We start from the raw sequence: 20,928 nt of genomic DNA, 5'->3' as shown, positions 1-20,928 counted from the left end.
GGCCCGGACCATGGCACGCCTACCGGTACGCTCGGCCCGTGGCCCTCGCCGTGAACATCATGGATCCCAAGTCCCTCATCGCGACGTTCGGACTGATCGGGATCCTCGCCGTCATCTTCGCTGAGACCGGCCTGCTCGTCGGGTTCTTCCTGCCCGGCGACACCCTGCTGGTCACCGCGGGCGTCTTCACCACGACGACCGCCGCTTCCGCAAGCCACATCTCGCCGCTGCCGCTCCCGGCACTCATGATCGGCGCGCCGCTGTGCGCCGTCGCGGGGGCCCAGGTGGGGCACTTCCTCGGGGCCAAGTACGGGCGAAAACTCTTCGACCGGCCCGACTCGAGGTTGTTCCGGCAGGACCACGTGGAGAAGGCCGAGCACTACTTCAACAAGTTCGGCCCGGCCAAGGCCGTGGTGCTGGCCCGCTTCGCCCCGGTCGTGCGCACCTTCCTCAACCCGCTCGCCGGGATGCTGGAGATGTCCGCGGGCCGGTTCCTCGTCTTCAACATCATCGGCGGCGTGGTGTGGACGGAGACGATCATCCTGCTCGGCCGTTTTCTCGGCGACCGGGTCAAGGGGATCGACAAGTACATCCTCCCCGTCGTCGCCATCGCCGTGCTGATCTCGGTGATTCCGGTGATCCGGGAGATCCTGAAAGGCCCCAAGAAGTCGGGAGACACGGATGAACGCAAGAAGCCGGCGATGCCATCTGGCCGTCACCGTCGCTGACGGTCCCGGTTATCGCTAACCTCCCCCTGTGGGACGTCACCGATCAGACCCTATGGGTCTCGCACGCATCGCCATCGCGGTACTCGCCGTCACGTTGGCATTGGGTCTCGTGATCGTCGGTGGCGTGTCGCTCTATGGAGCACTCACCAAGGACGCGTCCAAGACCGCGTCCTCCACGCCCGAGCCGTCGTCCAGCGGACCGGCCACGTCGACGGCGTCCGGCAAGCACACCAGCTCAGAGCCCAGGGTGCAGTCCGGCAACGAGATCGACGTCCAGTGCCTCGCGGCCCAGTGCCCGATCTTCGTCGCGGGCCCCGGAGCCACCGACGTCATCTGGCAGGGCTCGCTCGTCAAGGGCGAGACCCACCAATACACCGGAACACGGGTCATCCTGCAGGTCGACGACGCGAGCACGGTCAGCGTCACCGTCAACGGCCAGCGGCAGCCCAAGGGACACCGCGGGCAGCCGCGCACCTACAAGGCCCCGGCCAAGCAGTGACGCCGGCCGGGGATCGGCCGGGCGACCTCAGTCGAGCCCGAGGTCGGCCAGGGTGAACGCCGAGCGGTAGTCCAGCCCCGTCTCGGCGATGCGGGGCGCCGCTCCGCGCTCGACGATGGTGGCCACGCCGACGACCTCGGCGCCCGCCTCACGCAGCGCCTCCACGGCGGTCAGCACGGAGCCGCCGGTCGTGGAGGTGTCCTCCACGGCCAGCACGCGCCGCCCGGTGACGTCGGGCCCTTCGACCCGCCGCTGCAGCCCGTGCGCCTTGCCCGCCTTGCGGACGACGAAGGCGTCGAGGTGCCGGCCGCGCGCGGCGGCGGCGTGCAGCATCGCGGTGGCGACCGGATCGGCGCCGAGCGTCAGCCCGCCCACGGCCTCGTAGTCGAGGTCCGCGGTGAGATCGAGCAGGACCCGCCCGACGAGCGGCGCCGCATGCCCGTCGAGGGTCACGCGACGAAGGTCGACGTAGAAGTCGGCCTCCTGGCCGGACGACAGGACGACCCTGCCGTGCACCACCGCTTTGCCCTTGATCTCGGCCAGGAGATCGTCGCGATCCGTCATAAGCGAAACTCTATCCATGACACCCGGCACCCTCGTCCTGCTGCACAGCCCGCTGACCACCGCGTCCGCCTGGGGATCCCTCCCCGAGGCGCTCGGCGCGTACGAGGTCGTGGTGCCGGAGATCACCGACGACGACCGGCCGCCGTACGCCGGTCGCTATGTCGCGCGGGCCGCGCTGGAGATCACCAAGGCGGGCGTGCGGCCGCCCGTCGTCCTGGTCGGCCACGGTGGGGCGGGTCCGCTGCTGCCGCCGATCGGCGCGGCCCAGCGCGCCGCGCACCGCCTCGTCGGCGGCTACGTCTTCGTGGACGCCGAGCTTCCGCCGCCGGCGGGTTCGAGCCGGCTGGACCAGGCGACGGCGTTCGGCCCGGAGTTCGCCGAGGCGCTGAAGAACGGGGGCCGGTTCCCGGACGAGGAGCCGCCCGCGGGCGTGCCGTCCCGGCCGCGCGAGGAGGACTTCTTCACCGAGACGCTGCCGATGCCGCAGGACTGGCCTGACGCCCCCTGCGGCTACCTCCGCACGTCTCCGGCGTACGACGGGCTTGCCGCGCAGGCGCGCCTGCGCGGCTGGACCGTCACCGCCGTCGACGCCGGCCACTTCGCCGCCGTCGCCGACCCGCCCGCGACGGCGCGCGCCCTTACCGACCTGATCGCCGCCCTCTGACCGCGCGACACGCCAGGAAGCCGGGAGGTCGGTCGGGAGGGGCAGGGTCCGGGTCGCCTGTCCCGGAGGGGTGATCACTGTGTCCGTTGGGGGAGGCGCGCGAGATGTTCCTCGTGTAAGAAGCGGGTGGTACCGTCGCCCATCGGGCATCCGGTCTCGACCGTCTTGCCAAGTCAGCCATGTCGCGGCGCGCCCCGTCATACAGTGGCGAGCGACCGAGTCAACGGTGACACGCGGGAGGAGGGATCTCGCCAGGGTGCGGAAAGCCGCATTTCCCTCATAATCTCGTGGAGCAGCCAATCACTGGATCGGCCCACGCCGACGACGGACTTCACTACGCTGTGGTTCCCGAGGTCGCTCGCCGGCTCGAAAGCTCACCCGTGGGTCACTGATAAGGGTCTCGTGCCGAGAAAGGGGCGGTGTCGTCGTGGATCGCTGTGCGCTGTTCGTAGATGCCGGCTATCTGCTGGCCGACGGCGCGATGGCGGTGCACGGTACCCGCCGTCGCGAATCGGTGTCGTGGGACTTCGGAGGCATCCTCCAGCTCCTCGGCAACCTCGCCCGGGAGCGCACCGGCCTGCCGCTGCTGCGCTGCTACTGGTTCGAGGCGACGGTCGAGGGCCGCCGCACGCCGGAGCACGACGCGCTGGCCGACCTGCCGGGCATCAAGCTCCGGCTCTCCCGACTCCGCCCGGGCCGCCGTGAGGGCGTCGACACCGAGATCCACCGTGATCTCATGACGCTGGCCCGCAACGACGGGGTCGCCGACGCCGTCATCGTGAGCGGCGACGAGGATCTCGCCCAGGTCATCGCCGACGCGCAGGACCTCGGCGTCCGCGTCACGGTCGTGCACGTGGCCGTCGACGGCAACTGGACGATCTCCCGGGTGCTCCGGCAGGAGTGCGACGACCTCATCGAGATCGGCTCCGGGCACCTCCGGCCGTACGTCAATCTGCTGGCCGGGGGCGACACCTCGGCCGCGCCGCTGGCCAACGGCGCGTCCAACGGCTCGGGCGGCGCCCTGGCCCCGTTGCGGCCGACGCCCCAGCACGGCGCCGCACCGCCGAGCACGCCGATCACCGTGACGCCGTCGCAGCTCGGCTCCTCGACGAACACCACCTTGTCCGGCCTCGTCGGCTCCTCCGGCAGCGGACAGCCGAGCACGCCGACCCCGCCGCTGCGTTCGGCGCCGACGCACGCGGCGCCGACGCCGCCGGCTCCGTCGTCGACCGGGCCGCAGGCGGGCAGCAACCCCACCGGCCCGCAGTACCCTCAGCAGCCCGTCGGCCCGTACACCGGCCCCCAGCAGATCACGCCGAGCCCGGTCCAGCAGTCGACCCCGACGCTGGCCGACGCCGTGAAGGCGGCGCACAAGGAAGGGCAGGACTTCGGCGAGTCGGTCGCCCGGGACGCCCCCGCCCTCTGGCTGGAGGCCGTGCTGGCGCGCAAGCCGCGGATGCCGTCGGACCTGGAGGCACGGCTGCTCCAGGGTTCGTCCCTGCCGATCGACTTCCTGCTCCACGACGAGGTACGACACGCACTGCGACGCGGATTCTGGGATGCGCTCGAACGCTCGCGGCGCAGCTGATCGCGGTAACGTCTCTACCGGCCGGTGCGCTCCGGTCGGCTTCTGGTCGGTCTCCGGGTCGGCTTCTGGCCGGGCGATCATCCGAAATGACCAGATTCGCAGCAGGTAGGCCGGGTAGCGTCTAGAAGGTGACGCATGTGACCGAAGACGACCTCGATGACCTCGAGTTCGAGACTCTCCGCACCGGTGATCACGCCGCCGCGGCGACACGGTTCGTCGAGTTGGCCGATACCGTCTCAGGCGGCGTCTCCCGCGCCAGCCTGTTGCTACGTGCCGGTGAACAGTGGCAGCACGCGGGAGAGCATGACAGGGCGGCCGAGGCATACCGCGGTGCCCTGGACGACGGCGGAGAGACGTACGGCGACCCGCGCATCTACCTCGCCGGCGCCCTGTTCGAATTGGACCGTGCCGATGAGGCACGGGCCCTGATCGACCAGGTGCGCGCCGACGCGCCGAAGGACCCCGAGATCTTCCGTGCCGTCGCCGAGCTGCTGCATGAGCAGGGCGACCTGGTCGGCGCGCACGACTGGTCGACCGAAGGCGCCGACCTCGCCCGGTCGACCGATCCGGACGCTCTCGAGGGCCTGCTGCGGATCCGCTACCGCTGCCGCCTCGACCTCGGCCGCCCCGAGGACGAGTACGACGCGCTCCTCGACGATCTGCTGAAGAAGACCGACGACGCCCCGGACCAGCAGTTCCACTAGCGCGTCTTTGCGGGGGATTTACGAGAGTGGCGCACGGCCGAGCTCGCGGAACCCGTCCTCGGCGGCGGCGTCCCAACGTACCGACGCCGTCCGCCCGTCGACGTGTACGGTCGCGAGCGCGTTGTCGAACCAGGGCCCGTCGGTGACCCGCCACCCGAACGGCGGTCTCCGTACGCCGGCGAGCCGGGCCAGCGCCCGCGCGGGCAGGTCACCGGCCCGTCGGCAGGCGACCTGGTTGGCCGTCTTGAAGGGTCCCGTCAGCGGGTTGCGCAGCGGCGAGCAGACGACCTGGGAGATCGGCGTGCGGGTCCCGCGCACTCGCGCGAGGTAGGAGTAGTGAACGTCGCCGGAGAGCAGCGTGATGCTCGCCGGCGGGCGCGGCCCGTTCGCGACCTCGAGCAGGATGTCCGCGACCGCCCGGAACGACGCGTCGAACGCCGCCCAGTGCTCCAGGTCGAGGGTCTGCCGGAGCCGTTCGCCGAACCCGGCCGCCCGCCGTCCCCATGCGCCGCCCGTGACGGCCTCGTTCCACGCCTCCATGTGGTGGATCGCGGCGGGCAGCAGGAACGGCAGGGACGTCGCGACGATGAGATGGTCGACGTCGGCGCGGCACTGTTCGCCGAACCACGCGAGCTCCGCGTCGTCGAGCATCGCCCGCCGGCCCTCCTCCAGCACGCGCCCGCACCGGCTGTCCACGACGACGATCCGCGTCCGCCCGTGATCATGCACGTAGCTCCACCGGAAGCCGCCGGGTTCCCGGTCCGCCCGCTCGGCGAACTCATCCACGACCTTCCCGGCGTCCCCGCCGGCCGCGAGCATCGCCTGGTAGACCGGGTCGGCGGCGCGTTCCGCCGGTGACAGGTTCCCGAGGTGCTGGTAGACCCAGTACGTGCCGAGCCCGGCGGTGATCCGCCGTTCCCACCAGGGATGGGCCCGCATCTCCCGCCGCCACGCCTCGGAGGTGTTCCAGTCGTCGCGGATGTCGTGGTCGTCGAAGACCATCGAGCTCGGCACGCTGGCCAGCAGCCACCGCACCGCCGGATCCGTCCCCCAGGCCAGCCGGTAGAGGTGGGCGTACTCCTCGAAGTCGGCGATCTCGGCGTACGGCGGCGCGCCGATGTCACGCCGCGCCGCGATGAACTCCCGCATCTCCGGCGTCGTCTCGTCGGCGTACACCTGGTCGCCGATCAGCAGCAGCTCGTCCGGCGGATCGCCGCCCGCCATGAGCCGCCGCGCGCACACCGCCAGCGCGTCGACGCCGTGCGTCGCCTCCGGGGCCGGCGCGACCCGGCAGGACCCGACGGCGAACCGCCGCGCCCCGCCGGGCGCGCGGGTGCGAATGCGGCCGGGCGGCGCCCCGGCCTCCGGCCACGCCCGCACACCGTCGAGCAGCACGTCGTACGGGGTGTCGGAGCCGGGCTCCAGGCCGTCGACGTCCACGAGCGCGTAGTGGTGCCCGTGGACCGTGAACGTACGGCTCGCGGCGTCCAGGACGCGGACCTCGCACGGCCGATCGGTCTCCACCCAGACCGTCGCCGTACGCGCACCGACGTGGCGCAGCAGCGGCCCGAGGATGAGTCGTGTCATGACGTAACGGACTACCGCGCCAAGGCGGACCGCGTCCACCTCGTCCGGGGATCGTCAGCGGAGCTTGCCGAAGAACTCCCGGATGTCCTCGGCGAAGACCTCGGGGAGCTCCATGGCGATGAAGTGGTGGCTGCCGGGGCGGTTCTCGCCCCAGTGGACGATGTCGTTCTGGCGTTCGGCGAGGCGGCGGATGCCGGGCGGGCCGCTGTAGAGGCCGGTCGGCACCGCGGACTGCCCCTTCGGCCAGGCGAACCGATCGCTGTTGTACATCGGCCAGGAGGAGGACCCCGAGGTCCCGGTGAACCAGTACAGGCTCACATTGGTCAGGAGCAGGTCCCGGTCGATGGCGTCCTCGGGCACGGTCACCCCGTAGCCGAACTCCATGAACTTCTGCGTCATCCAGGCCAGCAGGGCGACCGGTGAGTCATTCCAGCCGTAGGCGAAGGTCTGCGGCGCGGCGCGCAGCAGCGCGTGATGGTCGACGCCTCGGGCCCAATCCCCCATCTGCCGGAAGACGGCCTGCTCGTCCTCGGTCATCTCCGGAAGGTCGTCCTCGGTGGGGATCCCGAGGCCGCTGTCGATGTGCACCCCGACGACGCGGTCGGGGGCGATCGTGGCCAGCGCCGGTGCGACGTACGCGCCGAGGTCGCCGCCCTGTGTGCCGTACCGCTGGTAGCCGAGGCGGTCCATCAGCTCCGCCCAGAGCCGGGCCACCCACGTCACGTCGCAGCCCGTCTCCCGCGGCGCCGACGAGAACCCGAAGCCGGGAACCGACGGCACCACCACGTGGAACGCCTGCGCCGGGTCACCGCCGTACGCGCCCGGATCGGTCAGCGGGCCGATCAGGTCGACGAACTCGACGAAGGAGTTCGGCCAGCCGTGGGTGAGGATCAGCGGGAGCGCGTCCGGGTGCGGCGAGCGTACGTGCAGGAAGTGCACGTCCTGACCGTCGATCGTGGTCGTGAACTGAGGGAAGCCGTTCAGCCGCGCCTCGTGGGCGCGCCAGTCGTAGCCGTCGCGCCAGTACTCGGCCAGGTCCGTCAGGTAGGCGACCGGCACTCCCCGGCTCCAGCCCTCGCCCGGCAGTTGCGCGGACCAGCGGGTACGGGCCAGCCGGTCGCGCAGGTCGTCCAGCTCGGCCTGCGGAACGTCGATGCGGAACGGCCGGATCTCTTCACTCATCGTGTCCCCTACGTCTCGGAGGCCGTACGGCCTGTCCGTCGCCGAAACCGGTTCGTGTCGGCGACGTGATCGACGCTATGCCGCATGTAGGTCGGATCCTGGCCTAGACTCCGCGCCTGTGACCTCGGCCCGCCTGCTGACGCTGCTCTCCCTGCTGCAGACCCCACGCGAGTGGCCGGGCAGCGAGCTCGCCGAACGCCTGGACGTCAGCCCCCGTACGGTCCGCCGCGACGTCGAGCGGCTGCGCGACCTCGGCTATCCGGTCGAGGCCACGATGGGCCCGGCGGGCGGCTACCGCCTGGTCGCCGGTACGGCCATGCCGCCGCTGCTCGTCGACGACGAAGAGGCGGTGGCCATCGCGGTCGCCCTGCGTACGGCGGCCGGACATCCGGTCGGCGGCATCGAGGAGGCGTCCCTGCGGGCCCTGGCGAAGCTGGAGCAGGTCTTGCCGTCACGGCTGCGCCAGCGGGTGGGCGCGCTGAACGCCGCCACGGTGGCACTGCTCGGCGAGGCCGGCCCGAGCATCGACCCGGACGACCTCACGACCGTCGCCGTCGCCGCCGCGAGCAGCCGGGGACTGCGTTTCGCCTACTCGCGGGATGAGGGCGAGGACGACCGCCTGGTCGAGCCGTACCGTCTGGTCGCCGCCGGACGCCGCTGGTACCTCGTCGCCTACGACCTCGACCGGGACGACTGGCGGATCTTCCGGATGGACCGCGTCCGGCGACCACGCCCGACCGGCGTTCCGAACACGCCCCGCCGGCCCCCCGACGAGGACGCCGCCGCCTACGTCACGCGCAGGCTCTACTCGCTGGTCCCGACGTACCGTGCCCTGGTCACCCTCCAGATGCCGGCCGGCGAGGTCCCGGCCGCCCGGCTCGGCGAGGTCGAGCCGATCGACGCGTACGGCTGCCGCCTGCGCACCCACGCGGACACCCTCGAATGGCTGGCCCAGCGGCTCACGATGCTGGGCTGCGAGTTCACCGTGCACGAGCCCCCCGAACTCGTCGCGTACCTGCGGTCACTCGGGGCCCGCGCCCTCCGCGCCACCGGCGGATAGCGGTCGGACCCCGCACGCGACGTGCGGGGTCCGACCGGAGGCAGGGTCTCAGGCGGCGGTCAGCGCCGCCTCCGCCTGCTCCGGCCGAGCCGGAGCAGGCTTGCGGCCGCGGAGCACCAGGAGGGCGAGCACCGCTGCGGCGAGGACGCCGGCCGCGCCGACCGTGAACGTGGTGGACATCGCGGTCGCGAAGGCGTCGCGGGCGGTGTGGGCGAGGCCGGTGTTCCCGGTCCGGGCGGCGACGGCGAGCGCCTCGCCGATCGAGTGCCGGGCCTGCTCGGGGGCCGTCTTGGGCATGGCGCCGGTGAAGGTGCTGGACAGGACGCTGCCGAGGATCGCGACGCCGAGCGCGGCGCCCGCCTGCTGGATCGTGTCGTTCAGCGCGGAGCCGACCCCGGCGTGCTCGGCCGGGACGGCCCCCATCAGGGCCGTGATCGCCGCCGGCACCGCGAGCCCGCCGCCCATGCCCATCAGGCCGAGCGCGACGCCCAGCACCGTGAACCCGTCGCCCGGTGCGACCGTCGCCAGCACGCCGAACCCGGCCGCCGTGATGACCAGCCCGGTGGCGGCCATGACACGGTTCCCGAGCTTCTGACCCAGGCTCGCGCCAATGGTGTTGAACACGAGCGCGGCGACCGCCAGCGGGATGAACGCCAGCCCGGTCTTCATGGGCGAGTAGCCGAGGACGAACTGCAGGTACTGGGTGGCCGCGAGCAGCAGGCCGCCGTTGGCGATCTCCGCGAGGGTGAGGGAGAGGCTGCCGCCGGTGAAGTTCCGGTCGCGGAAGAGGCCGAGCGGGACCATCGGGGATGAGGTGCGGGTCTCCCAGATCACGAAGCCGGTGAGCGCGGCGACGGCGATGGCGGTCCCGGTGATGGTGGCGGGGCCGAATCCGTTCCTCGGCAGCTCGATGATCGTCCAGACGAGTGCCGTCATGCCGACGACCGACAGGACCGCGCCGAGCGGGTCGGGCTTGCGCCAGGGACCTTTGGACTCGGGCATGAGGATGACCGCCGCGACGATCGCCAGCGCGGCGATCGGAATGTTGATCAGGAAGACCGCGCTCCAGCCGAACCGGGCGACGAGCAGGCCGCCGACGACCGGGCCGCCCACGAGGCCGAGCATGGCGACGGCGCTCCACGCGGCCATCGCCTTCGGCCGCTCCGCCTCGTCGAACACGGTGATGAGGATGGACAGCATGCTGGGCATCACCAGCGCGCCGCCCACACCCATGAGCACCCGAGCCGCGATCAGCAGTCCGGGCCCGGTGGCGAACGTCGCCGCCAGCGAGGCCCCGCCGAAGAGGGCCAACCCGATGATCATCATCCGCCGTCGGCCGAACCGGTCCGACAGGCTTCCCGCCGTGAGCAGCAGACCGGCGAACACGAGGATGTAGGAGTCCAGGATCCACTGGATGTCCTGGGCACTCGCGCCGAGGTCCTCGGTGAGCGAGGGGATCGCCACGTTGAGGGCCATGTTGTCGATGACCAGCACCAGCGTGCTGAGGCAGAGGACGACCAGGATGAGCCAGCGGCGTGGATGGCGAGTCATCGCGCTTCCCTTCGAACGATGCGTACAGTGTGTGCCAACTGGCGAACACTGTACGCATGGCGGAACGTTGTGCGCAAGCGGTGAACGACGTACGCATACGCATACGGTGTGCGCTAGGCTCGTGACAACGACGAGGAGGAGATGCCGTGACCACCGATGACAGGCCGATCCCGTCGGTATGGGCACGTCCCGGCCGAGAGAAGCGCGAGCAGCCGGCGCTGAGCCGGCAGCAGATCGTGGCCGAGGCCGTACGGCTGCTCGACGCGGAAGGCGTCGAGGCGCTCAGCATGCGCAAGCTCGGCACCCGCCTCGGCGCGGGCGCGACCTCGCTCTACCGGCACGTCGCCAACAAGGACGAACTGGTCGAGCTCGCGGTCGACGAAGTCTTCGGCGAGCTGCGGATCCCCGACATGAGCGACCCCGAGCGCTGGCGCGAGGCGACCGCCGCCTGCGCCCAGGGCCTGCGCGCCGTGATCCTGCGACACCCGTGGATCGCCTCCATGCTTGGCGCGATGGCCAACTACGGGCCGAACCTCATGCGCCTGTCGGAGGACCTGCTCGGCACACTGGAGGCCGCGGGATTCTCCCTGACCGAGGCCAACAGCGCGATGAGCGCCGTCTTCGCCTACGTCATCGGGATGACGAGCAGCGAGGCGGCGTGGCTGACCATGCTCGCCCGCAGCGGCCAGACCGAGGATGAGTGGGCCGAGCGCCTGAAGCCCGCCCTCGAGGGTCTCACCCGCTCACACCCGCGCCTCGGCGCGCTCTTCACCGCACAGGCGGACGAGGACCCCGTACGGCTCCGCGAACAGGAGTTCGCCTACGGCCTCGACCGCATCCTCGACGGCCTCGCCCTCGCCCGCTCAGCCGGCCCCGCCCCCGCCTGACCCGCTACGACGCTTCGAAGAGCTCCCGGATCTCGGGGAGTTCTGTACAGCGCGAGTGCTGCTGTATCGGCCGGGAGCCTCCGTCAGGACGGGCACGCGGCGGTGGGCGGTCTTGCCGGTTCAGAGAGGGAGTTCCCAGACGCGTACGGAGTCGACGTGGGCGGCGGCGATGACCACGGGGCGGCCGTCGAGTTCGGCCAGGCGGACGCCGAACGCCGCGCTGTCGTATTCGCGGAACGGCTCGCCGAGCAGTCGGCGCTCGGCCAGATCCCAGACGCAGATCGTGCCGTTCTTGGCGCCGGTGACGGCGACCGGACGGCCCATCACCGAGCCCGTGTCCAGGCAGGAGACGTCGCCACCGGGGAGGGTGAGCGGCTCGTCCCACTCACCGGTTTCAGGATCGCCCAGCAGCAGGCTCTGCCCGCCCGCCGCCACGATACGCGTACGGCCGTCCACGGCCGCCAGGGCGAAGTCGGTCAGTGTCTCGTCGAGATCATCGAATTCCGCGAGGGCACATTGCTCGTCGATGTCCCACACGAGCACCCCACCGTCGTGGCCGCCGGCCACCACGACCGGCCGATCCCCCAGCGTTCCCGCCGCGACGGCGCTGCCGGCGCCTGACCCCGCGGCCAACTCCTCGACCTCGATCTGGAGGTCATAGGGCGAAGGCCGATCGAGCCCCTCATCGCCGTCGTGTTCGGCGACCGACGGGTCCCACAGTTGCACGTTCGTGAAGGACGAGCCTCCGACGACGAGCATTGAGCGTCCCCCGAGGTCGGCCCTGGCCGTGGAGTCCACGCCGCCCTCCTGCGCGGTCAGCCGCACCTTGCCGGACTGGAGGTCCCACATGGCGAAGCCCTGGTGGTCTCCGCCACCGCCGATCACGATCCGGCCGTCCACGACCGCGGCGCCGAGCGCGGTGAGTTCGGTGTAGTCGTAGTCCCCTTCCTCGTCTCCCCAGGGGTTGTCGAGCGGGTACTCCGTCCACAGACCGGTTGCCGGATCCCAGGTACAGGCATGCCGGCTGACGTCATGGGTGCCGACGAAAAGCAGCCGACCACCGAGGACGACGAGGTCGAAATCGTGGATCTGGCCGCGGGGAGGCGAGCTGACGATGACGGACCGGGCTGTGGGCATGCTCAGGAGCCTAAGGTGACGACCGGTCTCACAAGATCACTTTCCAGATGATCTCGGTCGTGGAGTGAGGGCACGATCCTCACGGAGAGCGCCAGGCGGCAACGGTGGCCATCGCCCATGCCTTGATGCGATCCGGAAAGCCGGCCGCGGGGAACGTGCCGTCTTGGGCGACGTCATCGATGGTGATGCTGAAGGCCGTGGGCGTCGGGCCAAGGTCCGGCGCGTCGGTCACGATGTCGGGAAGCGCGGCATTCTGGTTCTGGTGGGAGTTGGCGCGGCGCAACCGTTCGGTCAGCGGCGTGACCGCGGTGAGTCCTTCGCTGAGGTAGGTGTGCAGGATCGCCCAGGGGCGGGCCCGGTCTGGTGCGGGCAGGCGGCTGGGGTGCTGGAGCAGGAAGCAGGAAACAGTGACGCCGTGCAGGGGACCCCAGGGCGGCCGCCGGGAGTGGTCCAGCGCGAGGACGATGTTGAAGAGCTCGTCGCACGAGTAGGGTCGCGCGGGTGCCCCGCACTCGGCGCAGCGTGTCATGAGCACCGTCCAGGTCTGGGGGCGGCCGGGTATGCGCCGCCAACGTATGGACTCCAGCCGGTGGAAGGTCAACCGCGCCGGACGTCGCGGGTGCCGACAGGTCTCAGTGATCCGTCAGCGGGGCGAGTTCTCCCAGCGCCTCGACCAGCCGGGGCGGCAGCGGCATGGTTCCCGACCCGTCGGTGGCGACCGCTACGTAGACGATGGAACCGGTCGCGGTCGTCTCTTCGTCGCGCCGGAAGGCGAAGTCGAGGGTGAAGCTCTTGCCGCCGACCCGGGCGGTGCTGACCAGGACCTCCGGCCGGTCGTGGTAGCGGATGGCGGCCTTCCAGTCCAGGTCGACGTGTGCGACGTGCACATCGACACCCATCTGCGGCCACTCCGCGTACGGCAGGCCCCTGGCCTCGAAGAAGCCGTCCACCGCTTCGTCGACGTGAGCCAGATACCACATGTTAAACATGACGCCCTGGCTGTCGATTTCAAAGAAGCGGGGCGTGATGCGGTGCGCGAACACCGTGTCGTTCACCGCATCGGTCTGCGTGGTCATGATGGTCTCCGATCGTCGTGCATCAGGATCACCTGGCGATACCTTGGAACGGAAGCCGATCAAGGCCGGTTTCTCACGATCCCGCCGCGCTGCTCAGTGCACGCGTTCACCGCAGAGCGCGGGGTACAGCACCGTGCGTGCGCGGAAGTGGTGCGCCGGCTCGCCGACGAAGCGAAGGAATGCCTCGTCTGAGCCGTCGTCCGGAGGGCATTCGAGGGTCACCGCGCGGAGCAGGGTGATCCGGCCCGCATCGTGTAATTCTGCGGGATGAGCACCGTCCGGGAATTTGCCGGCGAGGACGCCGAAGACAACTGTGTCCTCGTGCTCAGCGGCGACGTCGTGCACCTCGAACCGCCAGTGCTCGGCTGCGCCGGCCAGCAGTGACCTGGGCTCATGACCCTGGGCGGCGAGGATGTCACGCCGGACGTGGATCTGTTCCGCTATGGCGCAACAGAGCGGGACCGCAGCCGCGGAAGACGTATCGATTCTCGTGTGGCGGCCCAATCCACGGCATCGATCGCATCCAGCACACCGGGATCTTCGCATCCCGCTGATGCGGAGTGGGCGAGCATCGTACGCCGGGTCGTAGCCTGCGGGGCGGTCATCCAGGTTGGTTTCGCAGGCGGAGAGCCGCTGTGTCAGATCCGTTCCCGCCACTTCTCGGACTCGATTGTCTTCGGAAATAACGAGGGCGCGACCCTGTAATAAAGTCGCGCCCTCAGGGGCCATAGGCCCCTTGCGCGCGGGCCCCTCGATCAGGTGAAGCGGTCAGCTGACGGTGACGGCCGGCTTGACCGTCAACGTGTCGGAGCCGAGGTCGAGGTCGACGATGACCTCGTCGCCGTCGCGGATGTCGCCGGCCAGGAGTTCCTTCGCCAGCTGGTCGCCGATCGCGCTCTGCACGAGGCGGCGGAGCGGGCGGGCGCCGTACGCCGGGTCGTAGCCCGTCATGGCCAGCCACTCGCTCGCGGCGTCGGTGACCGTCAGGGTCAGGCGGCGGTCGGCGAGGCGGCGGGCCAGGCGGTCGATCTGCAGGTCGACGATCTTCGTGAGCTCCTCGGTCGACAGGGCGTCGAAGATGATGACGTCGTCGAGCCGGTTGAGGAACTCGGGCTTGAAGCTCGCCCGTACCGTGTTCAGGACGGCATCACGCTTGGCTCCGTTGTCCAGGGCCGGGTCGACCAGGAACTGGGAGCCGAGGTTCGACGTCATGATCAAGATGACGTTCCGGAAGTCGACCGTACGGCCCTGGCCGTCGGTGAGCCGTCCGTCGTCGAGGACCTGTAGGAGGACGTCGAAGACCTCAGGGTGGGCCTTCTCGACCTCGTCCAGCAGGACGACGCAGTACGGGCGGCGGCGGACCGCCTCGGTGAGCTGGCCGCCCTCCTCGTACCCGACGTAGCCGGGAGGCGCGCCGACGAGGCGGGCGACCGAGTGCTTCTCGGCGTACTCGCTCATGTCGATGCGGACCATGGCCCGCTCGTCGTCGAACAGGAAGTCGGCGAGCGCCTTGGCAAGCTCGGTCTTGCCGACGCCGGTCGGGCCGAGGAACAGGAACGACCCGGTCGGCCGGTCGGGGTCGGAGACGCCCGCCCGCGCCCGGCGTACGGCGTCGGAGACGGCGCGTACGGCGTCGGCCTGGCCGATGAGGCGGTGGCCGAGCTCGTCCTCCATGCGGAGCAGCTTGGTGGTCTCGCCTTCGAGGAGCCTGCCGACGGGGACGCCGGTCCACGAGGACACGACCTCGGCCACGTCGTCGGCGCCGACCTCCTCCTTGACCATCGTCTCGCGGGTCTCGGCGGCCTCGGACGCCTCGGCGAGCTGCTTGTCCAGCACCGGGATCTCGCCGTACATCAGACGGGCGGAGGTCTCCAGGTCGCCGTCGCGCTGGGCGCGTTCGGCCTGGCCGCGCAGGTCGTCGATGCGCTTCTTGAGCTCACCGACCTTGTTCAGGCCGGCCTTCTCCTGCTCCCAGCGGCCGACGAGGGCGTTGAGGTGCTCCTGCTTGTCGGCCAGCTCGGCGCGGAGGCGTTCGAGGCGGTGCTTGGACGCCTCGTCGGACTCCTTCTCGAGGGCCAGCTCCTCCATCTTGAGCCGGTCCACGGAACGCTGCAGCTCGTCGATCTCGACGGGCCGCGAGTCGATCTCCATGCGGAGCCGGGAGGCGGCCTCGTCGACCAGGTCGATGGCCTTGTCGGGCAGGAACCGGGCGGTGATGTACCGGTCGGAGAGCGCGGCGGCGGCGACGAGGGCGGCGTCGGAGATCGCCACCTGGTGGTGCGCCTCGTACCGGCCCTTGAGGCCGCGCAGGATCGCGATGGTGTCCTCGACCGTCGGCTCGCCGACGAGGACCTGCTGGAAGCGCCGCTCCAGCGCCGGATCCTTCTCGATCCGCTCGCGGTACTCGTCGAGCGTCGTCGCGCCGATCATCCGCAGCTCGCCGCGGGCCAGCATGGGCTTGAGCATGTTGCCCGCGTCCATGGCGCCCTCGGCCGCGCCCGCCCCGACGACGGTGTGCAGCTCGTCGATGAACGTGACGACCTGGCCGTCGCTCTGCTTGATCTCGTTCAGGACCGCCTTGAGGCGCTCCTCGAACTCGCCGCGGAACTTCGCGCCCGCGACCATCGCGCCCAGGTCGAGGGAGACGAGGCGCTTGTTCTTCAGCGTCTCCGGCACGTCGCCGGCGACGATCCGCTGGGCCAGGCCCTCGACGACCGCCGTCTTGCCGACGCCGGGCTCGCCGATGAGGACCGGGTTGTTCTTCGTACGGCGCGACAGCACCTGCACGACGCGGCGGATCTCGGTGTCGCGGCCGATGACCGGGTCGAGCTTGCCGTCGCGGGCCTGCGCGGTCAGGTCGACGCCGTACTTCTCCAGCGCCTGGTAGGTCTCTTCGGGGTTCTCGCTGGTCACGCGGGCGTGGCCGCGGACCTTCTCGAACGCCTCGAGCAGCGCGTCGGGGGTCGCGCCGTTCTCCTTGAGGAGGGTGGCGACGGGACCGCCGTCGGTGGCCAGGCCGACGAGCAGGTGCTCGGTGGAGACGTACTCGTCCTCGAGCTGCTTGGCCCGGTTGGCGGCGGTGTTCAGCACCTTCAGCAGCAGCCGGGAGGTGTCCGGCGCGTTGACGGTCGAGCCGGCGGCCTTCGGCAGCGCCGCGATCTGCTCCTCGGCGCGGCGCCGGATGGCCTGCGGGTCGGCGCCGACGGCCTCCAGGAGAGGCGCGGCGATGCCGTCAGCCTGGCCGAGCAGCGCGACCAGCAGGTGCGCCGGCTCGACCTGGGGATGTCCCTCCGTCGCGGCACGCCGTACCGCGACCGAGACGGCCTCTTGGCTCTTCTGGGTCAGCTTGTAATCCACTTATTCCTCCCCCCTAGATCGCCACAGCACCACGCTGGTCTGCCGGATCGGCACCAGATCGGCTCCAGTGTCGGAACCGTGGGCGTTCTTCAGTTTTGCCAGCCGGGCGGCCACGGCGCGCGTGGACTCCAGCTCGTTGCTCAGCTCCTCGACCAGCGCGCGGAGGCGTGCCACCTCGGTGCGCAGTGCGTCGGACTCGCGCTCGCGGTCGAGGATGTGCTTGATGCCGGCGAGGTTGATGCCCTCTTCCTGGGACAGCCGCTGGATCTCGCGCAGCATGACGATGTCGCGCATGGAGTAGCGGCGCCCGCGCCCGGCCGTACGACCGGGGGACACCAGGCCCAGCCGGTCGTACGTGCGGAGCGTCTGCGGGTGCAGCCCGGACAGCTGAGCCGCCACCGAGATGACGTAGACCGGACTGTCGTCGCCGAACGGATCCATGACGATCACTCCTCCTTCGCCATCCGCAGCAGCTCGCTGCGCAGGTCTTCACCGCTGTTGCTCGCGCGGATCTTCTCCAGCGCCTCGCGCGTGGTCTCGTCGACCTTCTGCGGCACCTGGACCTCGACGGTCACCAGCAGGTCGCCCTTGGTGCCGTCGCGCCGGGTCGCTCCCTTGCCGCGGACCCGGAAGGTGCGCCCGTTGGGAGTGCCCGGCCGGGATCCGCAGGGTCACCGGCTGGCCGCCGAGGACCGGCGCCTTGATCTCCGCGCCGAGCGTCGCCTCAGGGAAGGTCACCGGGACCATCACGGTCAGGTTGTCGCCCGACCGGCCGAACACCTTGTGCCCCGTGACGTGCACGACGACGTAGAGGTCACCGCTGGGGCCGCCGCTCTCGCCGGGAGCGCCCTTGGCCTTGAGCCGGATCCGCTGCCCGTCGGCCACCCCGGCCGGGATGCGCGCCTGGATCGTCCGGGTGCTCTGCGCCCGCCCGCTGCCGTGGCAGGTGAGGCACGGGTCGTCGACCACGAGGCCCCGCCCGTGGCACTCGCGGCAGGGCTCGGAGAAGGCGAACCCGCCGGCGTTGCGGCTCTCCTGCCCCGTGCCCTCACAGCGGGGGCACACCCGGGGCACCGTGCCGGTCTTGGCACCGGTGCCCCGGCAGGTGGGACACGCCGCCTCGCTGGTCAGCCGCAGCGGCACCGTCTTGCCCTCCAAGGCCTCGCTGAAGGTCAGCGTGACCTCGGACTCGACGTCCGCGCCCCGGCGGGGCCGCCGGGTGGTCGTCGTCCGGCGACCACCGCCGAACAGCCCGCCGAACAGGTCGCCGATGCGCTCGCCGGTGCCGGTGGTGCCGCCGGTCGAGCCGCCGAACAGGTCACCCAGGTCGAAGCCGAAGCCGCCCTGCGCCCCGCCGCCGGGGCGACGGGCCCCGCCGAACAGGCTGCGGGCCTCGTCGTACTCCTTACGGCGCTTCTCGTCGGACAGCACGTCGTAGGCCTCGGAGATCTCCTTGAACTTCTCCTCGGACTCGGCGTCGCCGCGGTTGGCGTCCGGGTGGTACTGCCGCGCCAGCTTGCGGTAGGACTTCTTGATCTCGTCCTGGGTTGCGGTCTTCGGAACACCGAGGACCTTGTAGTAGTCCTTCTCGATAAAGTCCTTGGTGCTCACCGGCGTCCCTTACCTCTTCCCGATAGGTGTTCGTCTCAGTCGTCGCCGGCGCCGTCGACACCGGACTCGGCCTCCGGCTTCTCACCGTCGGCCGTGCTCTCCGCCTTCGCCTCCGCGTCCGGCTCGGCCTGCGGACCGAGGTCCTCGGTCGGCTCGGCCACGGCGACCCGCGCGGGCCGGAGGGTCCGCTCGCCGATGCGGTACCCCGACTGAAGGATCTGAATGGCCGTCGGCTCCTCGACCTCATCGGAGTAGGAGTGCATCAGGGCCTCGTGGACGTTCGGGTCGAACGGCTCGCCGGCCGTGCCGAACGACTCCAGGCCGAGCTTGCCGACGATGCCCTCGAGGGACTCGGCGATCTGCTTGAAACCCCCGCTCAGCTCTTCGTGCTCCCGGGCCCGCCCGATGTCGTCGAGCACCGGCAGCAGCTCGCCGAGGACGTATGCCAGGGCCTGCTCGCGCACGGCCGCACGGTCCCGGTCGACCCGCTTGCGGTAGTTGGAGTACTCCGCCTGCAGCCGCTGAAGGTCGGACGTGCGCTCGGCCAACTCCTTCTTGAGCTTCGCCACCTCTTCCCCGTCCGCGCCGGAGGGCGCTTTCTCGGTGGGGGACGCGGGAGCCGACTTCGCCGACTCCCGCACCTCACCGGTCTTGGGATCGATGCGCCGCTTGTCGCGGATCACCGGGCCCTGGCGCTCCTCGGCGTCGTCACGACGCTCCGTCACGCTTCCTCCTCGAGTACAAGTTCGTCACGGTGTGGGGGGACGAACCCGGTCACGCCGCGCCGCCCTTGGTGTCCTTGTCGTCGTCCACGATCTCGGCGTCGACGACCTCGTCGTCCTTCGGCTGCTCGCCGCTCTGGGCGTCGGCCGTCGGGCCCTCGGCGCTCGCCTGGTTCTGGGCGTACATCGCGGCGCCCATCTTCTGGCTGACCTGGGCCAGCTTCTCGGAGCTGTTGCGGATCGCGTCGACGTCCGTGCCCTCGAGGGCCTTCTTGACCTCGTCCAGCGCCGTCTGGACCTCGGTCTTGACCTCGGCCGGGATCTTCTCGTCGTTCTCCCGGAGGAACTTCTCCGTGGAGTAGGCGAGGGTGTCGGCGTTGTTGCGGGTCTCGGTCTCCTCGCGGCGCTGACGGTCGTCCTCGGCGTACTGCTCGGCCTCGCGCATCATGCGGTCGATGTCGTCCTTGGGCAGGGCCGACCCGCCCGTGATGGTCATCGACTGCTCCTTGCCGGTGCCGAGGTCCTTGGCGCCGACGTTCACGATGCCGTTGGCGTCGATGTCGAACGTGACCTCGATCTGCGGGACACCGCGCGGCGCCGGCGGAAGGCCGGTCAGCTGGAAGGTGCCGAGCTTCTTGTTGTACGACGCGATCTCGCGCTCGCCCTGGTAGACCTGGATCTCCACGGACGGCTGGTTGTCGTCGGCGGTGGTGAACACCTCGGACCGCTTGGTCGGGATGGTGGTGTTCCGCTCGATGATCTTGGTGAAGATGCCGCCCTTGGTCTCGATGCCCAGGCTCAGCGGCGTGACGTCCAGCAGCAGGACGTCCTTGACCTCACCCTTGAGCACGCCGGCCTGCAGGGACGCGCCGACCGCGACGACCTCGTCCGGGTTGACGCCCTTGTTGGCCTCCTTGCCGCCGGTCAGCTCCTTGACGAGCTCGGCGACGGCGGGCATGCGGGTGGAGCCGCCGACGAGAACAACGTGGTTGATCTCGCTCACGCTGATGCCGGCGTCCTTGATGACCTGCTGGAACGGGTTCTTGCAGCGGTCGAGCAGGTCGGACGTCATCTTCTGGAACTCGGCCCGGGTGAGCTTCTCGTCCAGGTGCAGCGGGCCCTCGGCCGAGGCCGTGATGTAGGGCAGGTTGATGCTGGTCTCCGAGGAGCTGGAGAGCTCGATCTTGGCCTTCTCAGCGGCCTCACGGAGCCGCTGCAGCGCCATCTTGTCCTTGGACAGGTCGACGCCGTGGGCGTTCTTGAACTTGGTGACCAGCCAGTCGACGACCTTGCTGTCCCAGTCGTCGCCACCGAGGTGGTTGTCGCCGTTCGTCGCCTTGACCTCGACCACGCCGTCGCCGACCTCGAGGAGGGAGACGTCGAAGGTGCCGCCACCGAGGTCGAAGACGAGGATCGTGGCCTCGCCCTCCTTCTCCAGGTGGTAGGCCAGGGCCGCGGACGTCGGCTCGTTGATGATCCGCAGGACGTTGAGGCCCGCGATCTGGCCGGCCTCCTTGGTGGCCTGCCGCTGGTGGTCCGAGAAGTAGGCCGGAACGGTGATCACCGCGTCGGTGATCTTCTCGCCGAGGTAGGCCTCCGCGTCACGCTTGAGCTTCTGCAGCACGAACGCGCTGATCTGCTGCGGCGTGAACTCCTTGCCGTCGATCGTGGTCTTCCAGTCGGTGCCCATTTCGCGCTTGACCGACCGGATGGTGCGATCGACGTTGGTCACCGCCTGGCGCTTGGCGACCTCGCCGACCAGGACTTCGCCGTTCTTGGCGAAGGCGACGACGGACGGCGTGGTCCTCGACCCCTCCGCGTTGGCGATGACGGTGGGCTCGCCACCCTCCAGGATCGCGACGACCGAGTTGGTCGTTCCAAGGTCGATACCGACCGCACGTGCCATGAGTTGGTTCCTCCGACTGTGAGCTTGCTAAGTCGATGAAGCTGAGTCCAGCAGACGCAAGACTGCCAAGCGGCTTCGCAACTGTCAAATGACTTGAGTCCGGGC

General features: G+C 70.3%; 19 protein-coding genes and 1 pseudogene. 7 read left to right on the top strand and 13 right to left on the bottom strand.

Annotated elements, in window-relative coordinates:
• The first annotated feature begins 38 nt into the window (after positions 1-38).
• The gene (locus ACYVF7_RS58090) at positions 39-728 is read left to right on the top strand and encodes a DedA family protein (protein ID WP_460357130.1); all 690 of its coding nucleotides are present in this window, start codon (positions 39-41) and stop codon (positions 726-728) included.
• Positions 729-780: 52 nt separating this feature from the next.
• Complete coding sequence (locus tag ACYVF7_RS58085) at positions 781-1,227, top strand: hypothetical protein (protein WP_460357127.1); 447 nt, start codon at positions 781-783, stop codon at positions 1,225-1,227.
• A 27-nt stretch (positions 1,228-1,254) separates the two neighbouring features.
• On the opposite strand, the gene pyrE is transcribed toward ACYVF7_RS58085, so the two are convergent.
• Positions 1,255-1,791 (bottom strand): orotate phosphoribosyltransferase, encoded by a 537-nt coding sequence (gene pyrE, locus ACYVF7_RS58080; RefSeq protein ID WP_460357124.1) that lies wholly within the window; start codon positions 1,789-1,791, stop codon positions 1,255-1,257.
• A 16-nt stretch (positions 1,792-1,807) separates the two neighbouring features.
• Between pyrE and ACYVF7_RS58075 the strand changes: the two genes are divergently transcribed.
• From ACYVF7_RS58075 to ACYVF7_RS58065, 3 genes are all read left to right on the top strand, one after another.
• Positions 1,808-2,455, top strand: coding sequence for an alpha/beta fold hydrolase (locus ACYVF7_RS58075; protein ID WP_460357122.1), 648 nt, complete (start codon positions 1,808-1,810; stop codon positions 2,453-2,455).
• Positions 2,456-2,882: 427 nt separating this feature from the next.
• A complete protein-coding gene (locus tag ACYVF7_RS58070; protein WP_460357119.1) occupies positions 2,883-4,043 on the top strand; it encodes an NYN domain-containing protein in 1,161 nt (386 codons plus the stop codon).
• A gap of 137 nt (positions 4,044-4,180) precedes the next feature.
• Positions 4,181-4,747: a tetratricopeptide repeat protein gene (locus tag ACYVF7_RS58065; RefSeq protein WP_460357116.1), complete on the top strand. Its 567-nt coding sequence runs from the start codon at positions 4,181-4,183 to the stop codon at positions 4,745-4,747.
• Between the two features lie 18 nt (positions 4,748-4,765).
• On the opposite strand, the gene ACYVF7_RS58060 is transcribed toward ACYVF7_RS58065, so the two are convergent.
• Together ACYVF7_RS58060 and ACYVF7_RS58055 are read right to left on the bottom strand one after the other, a co-directional pair.
• Entirely contained in the window at positions 4,766-6,334 is a 1,569-nt protein-coding gene (locus ACYVF7_RS58060; protein ID WP_460357114.1) for an alkaline phosphatase D family protein, read from the bottom strand.
• A 54-nt stretch (positions 6,335-6,388) separates the two neighbouring features.
• Entirely contained in the window at positions 6,389-7,516 is a 1,128-nt protein-coding gene (locus ACYVF7_RS58055; protein ID WP_460357111.1) for an epoxide hydrolase family protein, read from the bottom strand.
• A 118-nt stretch (positions 7,517-7,634) separates the two neighbouring features.
• Here ACYVF7_RS58055 and ACYVF7_RS58050 point away from each other — a divergent pair, with 118 nt between their 5' ends.
• Entirely contained in the window at positions 7,635-8,576 is a 942-nt protein-coding gene (locus ACYVF7_RS58050; RefSeq protein WP_460357108.1) for a helix-turn-helix transcriptional regulator, read from the top strand.
• A 48-nt stretch (positions 8,577-8,624) separates the two neighbouring features.
• Here ACYVF7_RS58050 and ACYVF7_RS58045 read toward each other — a convergent pair whose 3' ends face one another.
• Positions 8,625-10,127: an MFS transporter gene (locus ACYVF7_RS58045; RefSeq protein ID WP_460357106.1), complete on the bottom strand. Its 1,503-nt coding sequence runs from the start codon at positions 10,125-10,127 to the stop codon at positions 8,625-8,627.
• Between the two features lie 146 nt (positions 10,128-10,273).
• Between ACYVF7_RS58045 and ACYVF7_RS58040 the strand changes: the two genes are divergently transcribed.
• On the top strand, positions 10,274-11,014 hold the full coding sequence (locus ACYVF7_RS58040) for a TetR/AcrR family transcriptional regulator (RefSeq protein WP_460357104.1): 741 nt from the start codon (positions 10,274-10,276) through the stop codon (positions 11,012-11,014).
• Positions 11,015-11,134: 120 nt separating this feature from the next.
• On the opposite strand, the gene ACYVF7_RS58035 is transcribed toward ACYVF7_RS58040, so the two are convergent.
• The 9 genes and pseudogenes from ACYVF7_RS58035 to dnaK all read right to left on the bottom strand — a co-directional run bounded on the left by ACYVF7_RS58035 (position 11,135) and on the right by dnaK (position 20,823).
• Positions 11,135-12,151 (bottom strand): WD40 repeat domain-containing protein, encoded by a 1,017-nt coding sequence (locus tag ACYVF7_RS58035; protein WP_460357101.1) that lies wholly within the window; start codon positions 12,149-12,151, stop codon positions 11,135-11,137.
• Between the two features lie 79 nt (positions 12,152-12,230).
• On the bottom strand, positions 12,231-12,680 hold the full coding sequence (locus ACYVF7_RS58030) for a DUF5946 family protein (RefSeq protein WP_460357099.1): 450 nt from the start codon (positions 12,678-12,680) through the stop codon (positions 12,231-12,233).
• 103 nt (positions 12,681-12,783) lie between these two features.
• A complete protein-coding gene (locus ACYVF7_RS58025) occupies positions 12,784-13,290 on the bottom strand; it encodes an acyl-CoA thioesterase (RefSeq protein ID WP_460357097.1) in 507 nt (168 codons plus the stop codon).
• Between the two features lie 30 nt (positions 13,291-13,320).
• Positions 13,321-13,572 carry a hypothetical protein gene (locus ACYVF7_RS58020; RefSeq protein ID WP_460357094.1) on the bottom strand — a complete coding sequence of 84 codons (252 nt, stop codon included), beginning with the start codon at positions 13,570-13,572 and terminating at the stop codon, positions 13,321-13,323.
• Positions 13,573-13,995: 423 nt separating this feature from the next.
• The gene (gene clpB, locus ACYVF7_RS58015) at positions 13,996-16,584 is read right to left on the bottom strand and encodes an ATP-dependent chaperone ClpB (protein WP_460357091.1); all 2,589 of its coding nucleotides are present in this window, start codon (positions 16,582-16,584) and stop codon (positions 13,996-13,998) included.
• A complete protein-coding gene (locus ACYVF7_RS58010; RefSeq protein ID WP_460357087.1) occupies positions 16,585-17,025 on the bottom strand; it encodes a heat shock protein transcriptional repressor HspR in 441 nt (146 codons plus the stop codon).
• Positions 17,026-17,030: 5 nt separating this feature from the next.
• Positions 17,031-18,195: pseudogene (gene dnaJ, locus ACYVF7_RS58005) on the bottom strand (molecular chaperone DnaJ).
• A 35-nt stretch (positions 18,196-18,230) separates the two neighbouring features.
• Entirely contained in the window at positions 18,231-18,920 is a 690-nt protein-coding gene (gene grpE, locus ACYVF7_RS58000) for a nucleotide exchange factor GrpE (protein WP_460357084.1), read from the bottom strand.
• 49 nt (positions 18,921-18,969) lie between these two features.
• Positions 18,970-20,823, bottom strand: a complete 1,854-nt coding sequence (gene dnaK, locus ACYVF7_RS57995) for a molecular chaperone DnaK (protein ID WP_460357082.1) — start codon at positions 20,821-20,823, stop codon at positions 18,970-18,972.
• Between the last annotated feature and the right edge of the window lie 105 nt (positions 20,824-20,928).

It is taken from the genome of Actinoallomurus acanthiterrae (assembly GCF_054775715.1).
Note: the sequence above shows the minus strand (reverse complement) of the source record. Positions and strands in the feature narration are given on the sequence as shown.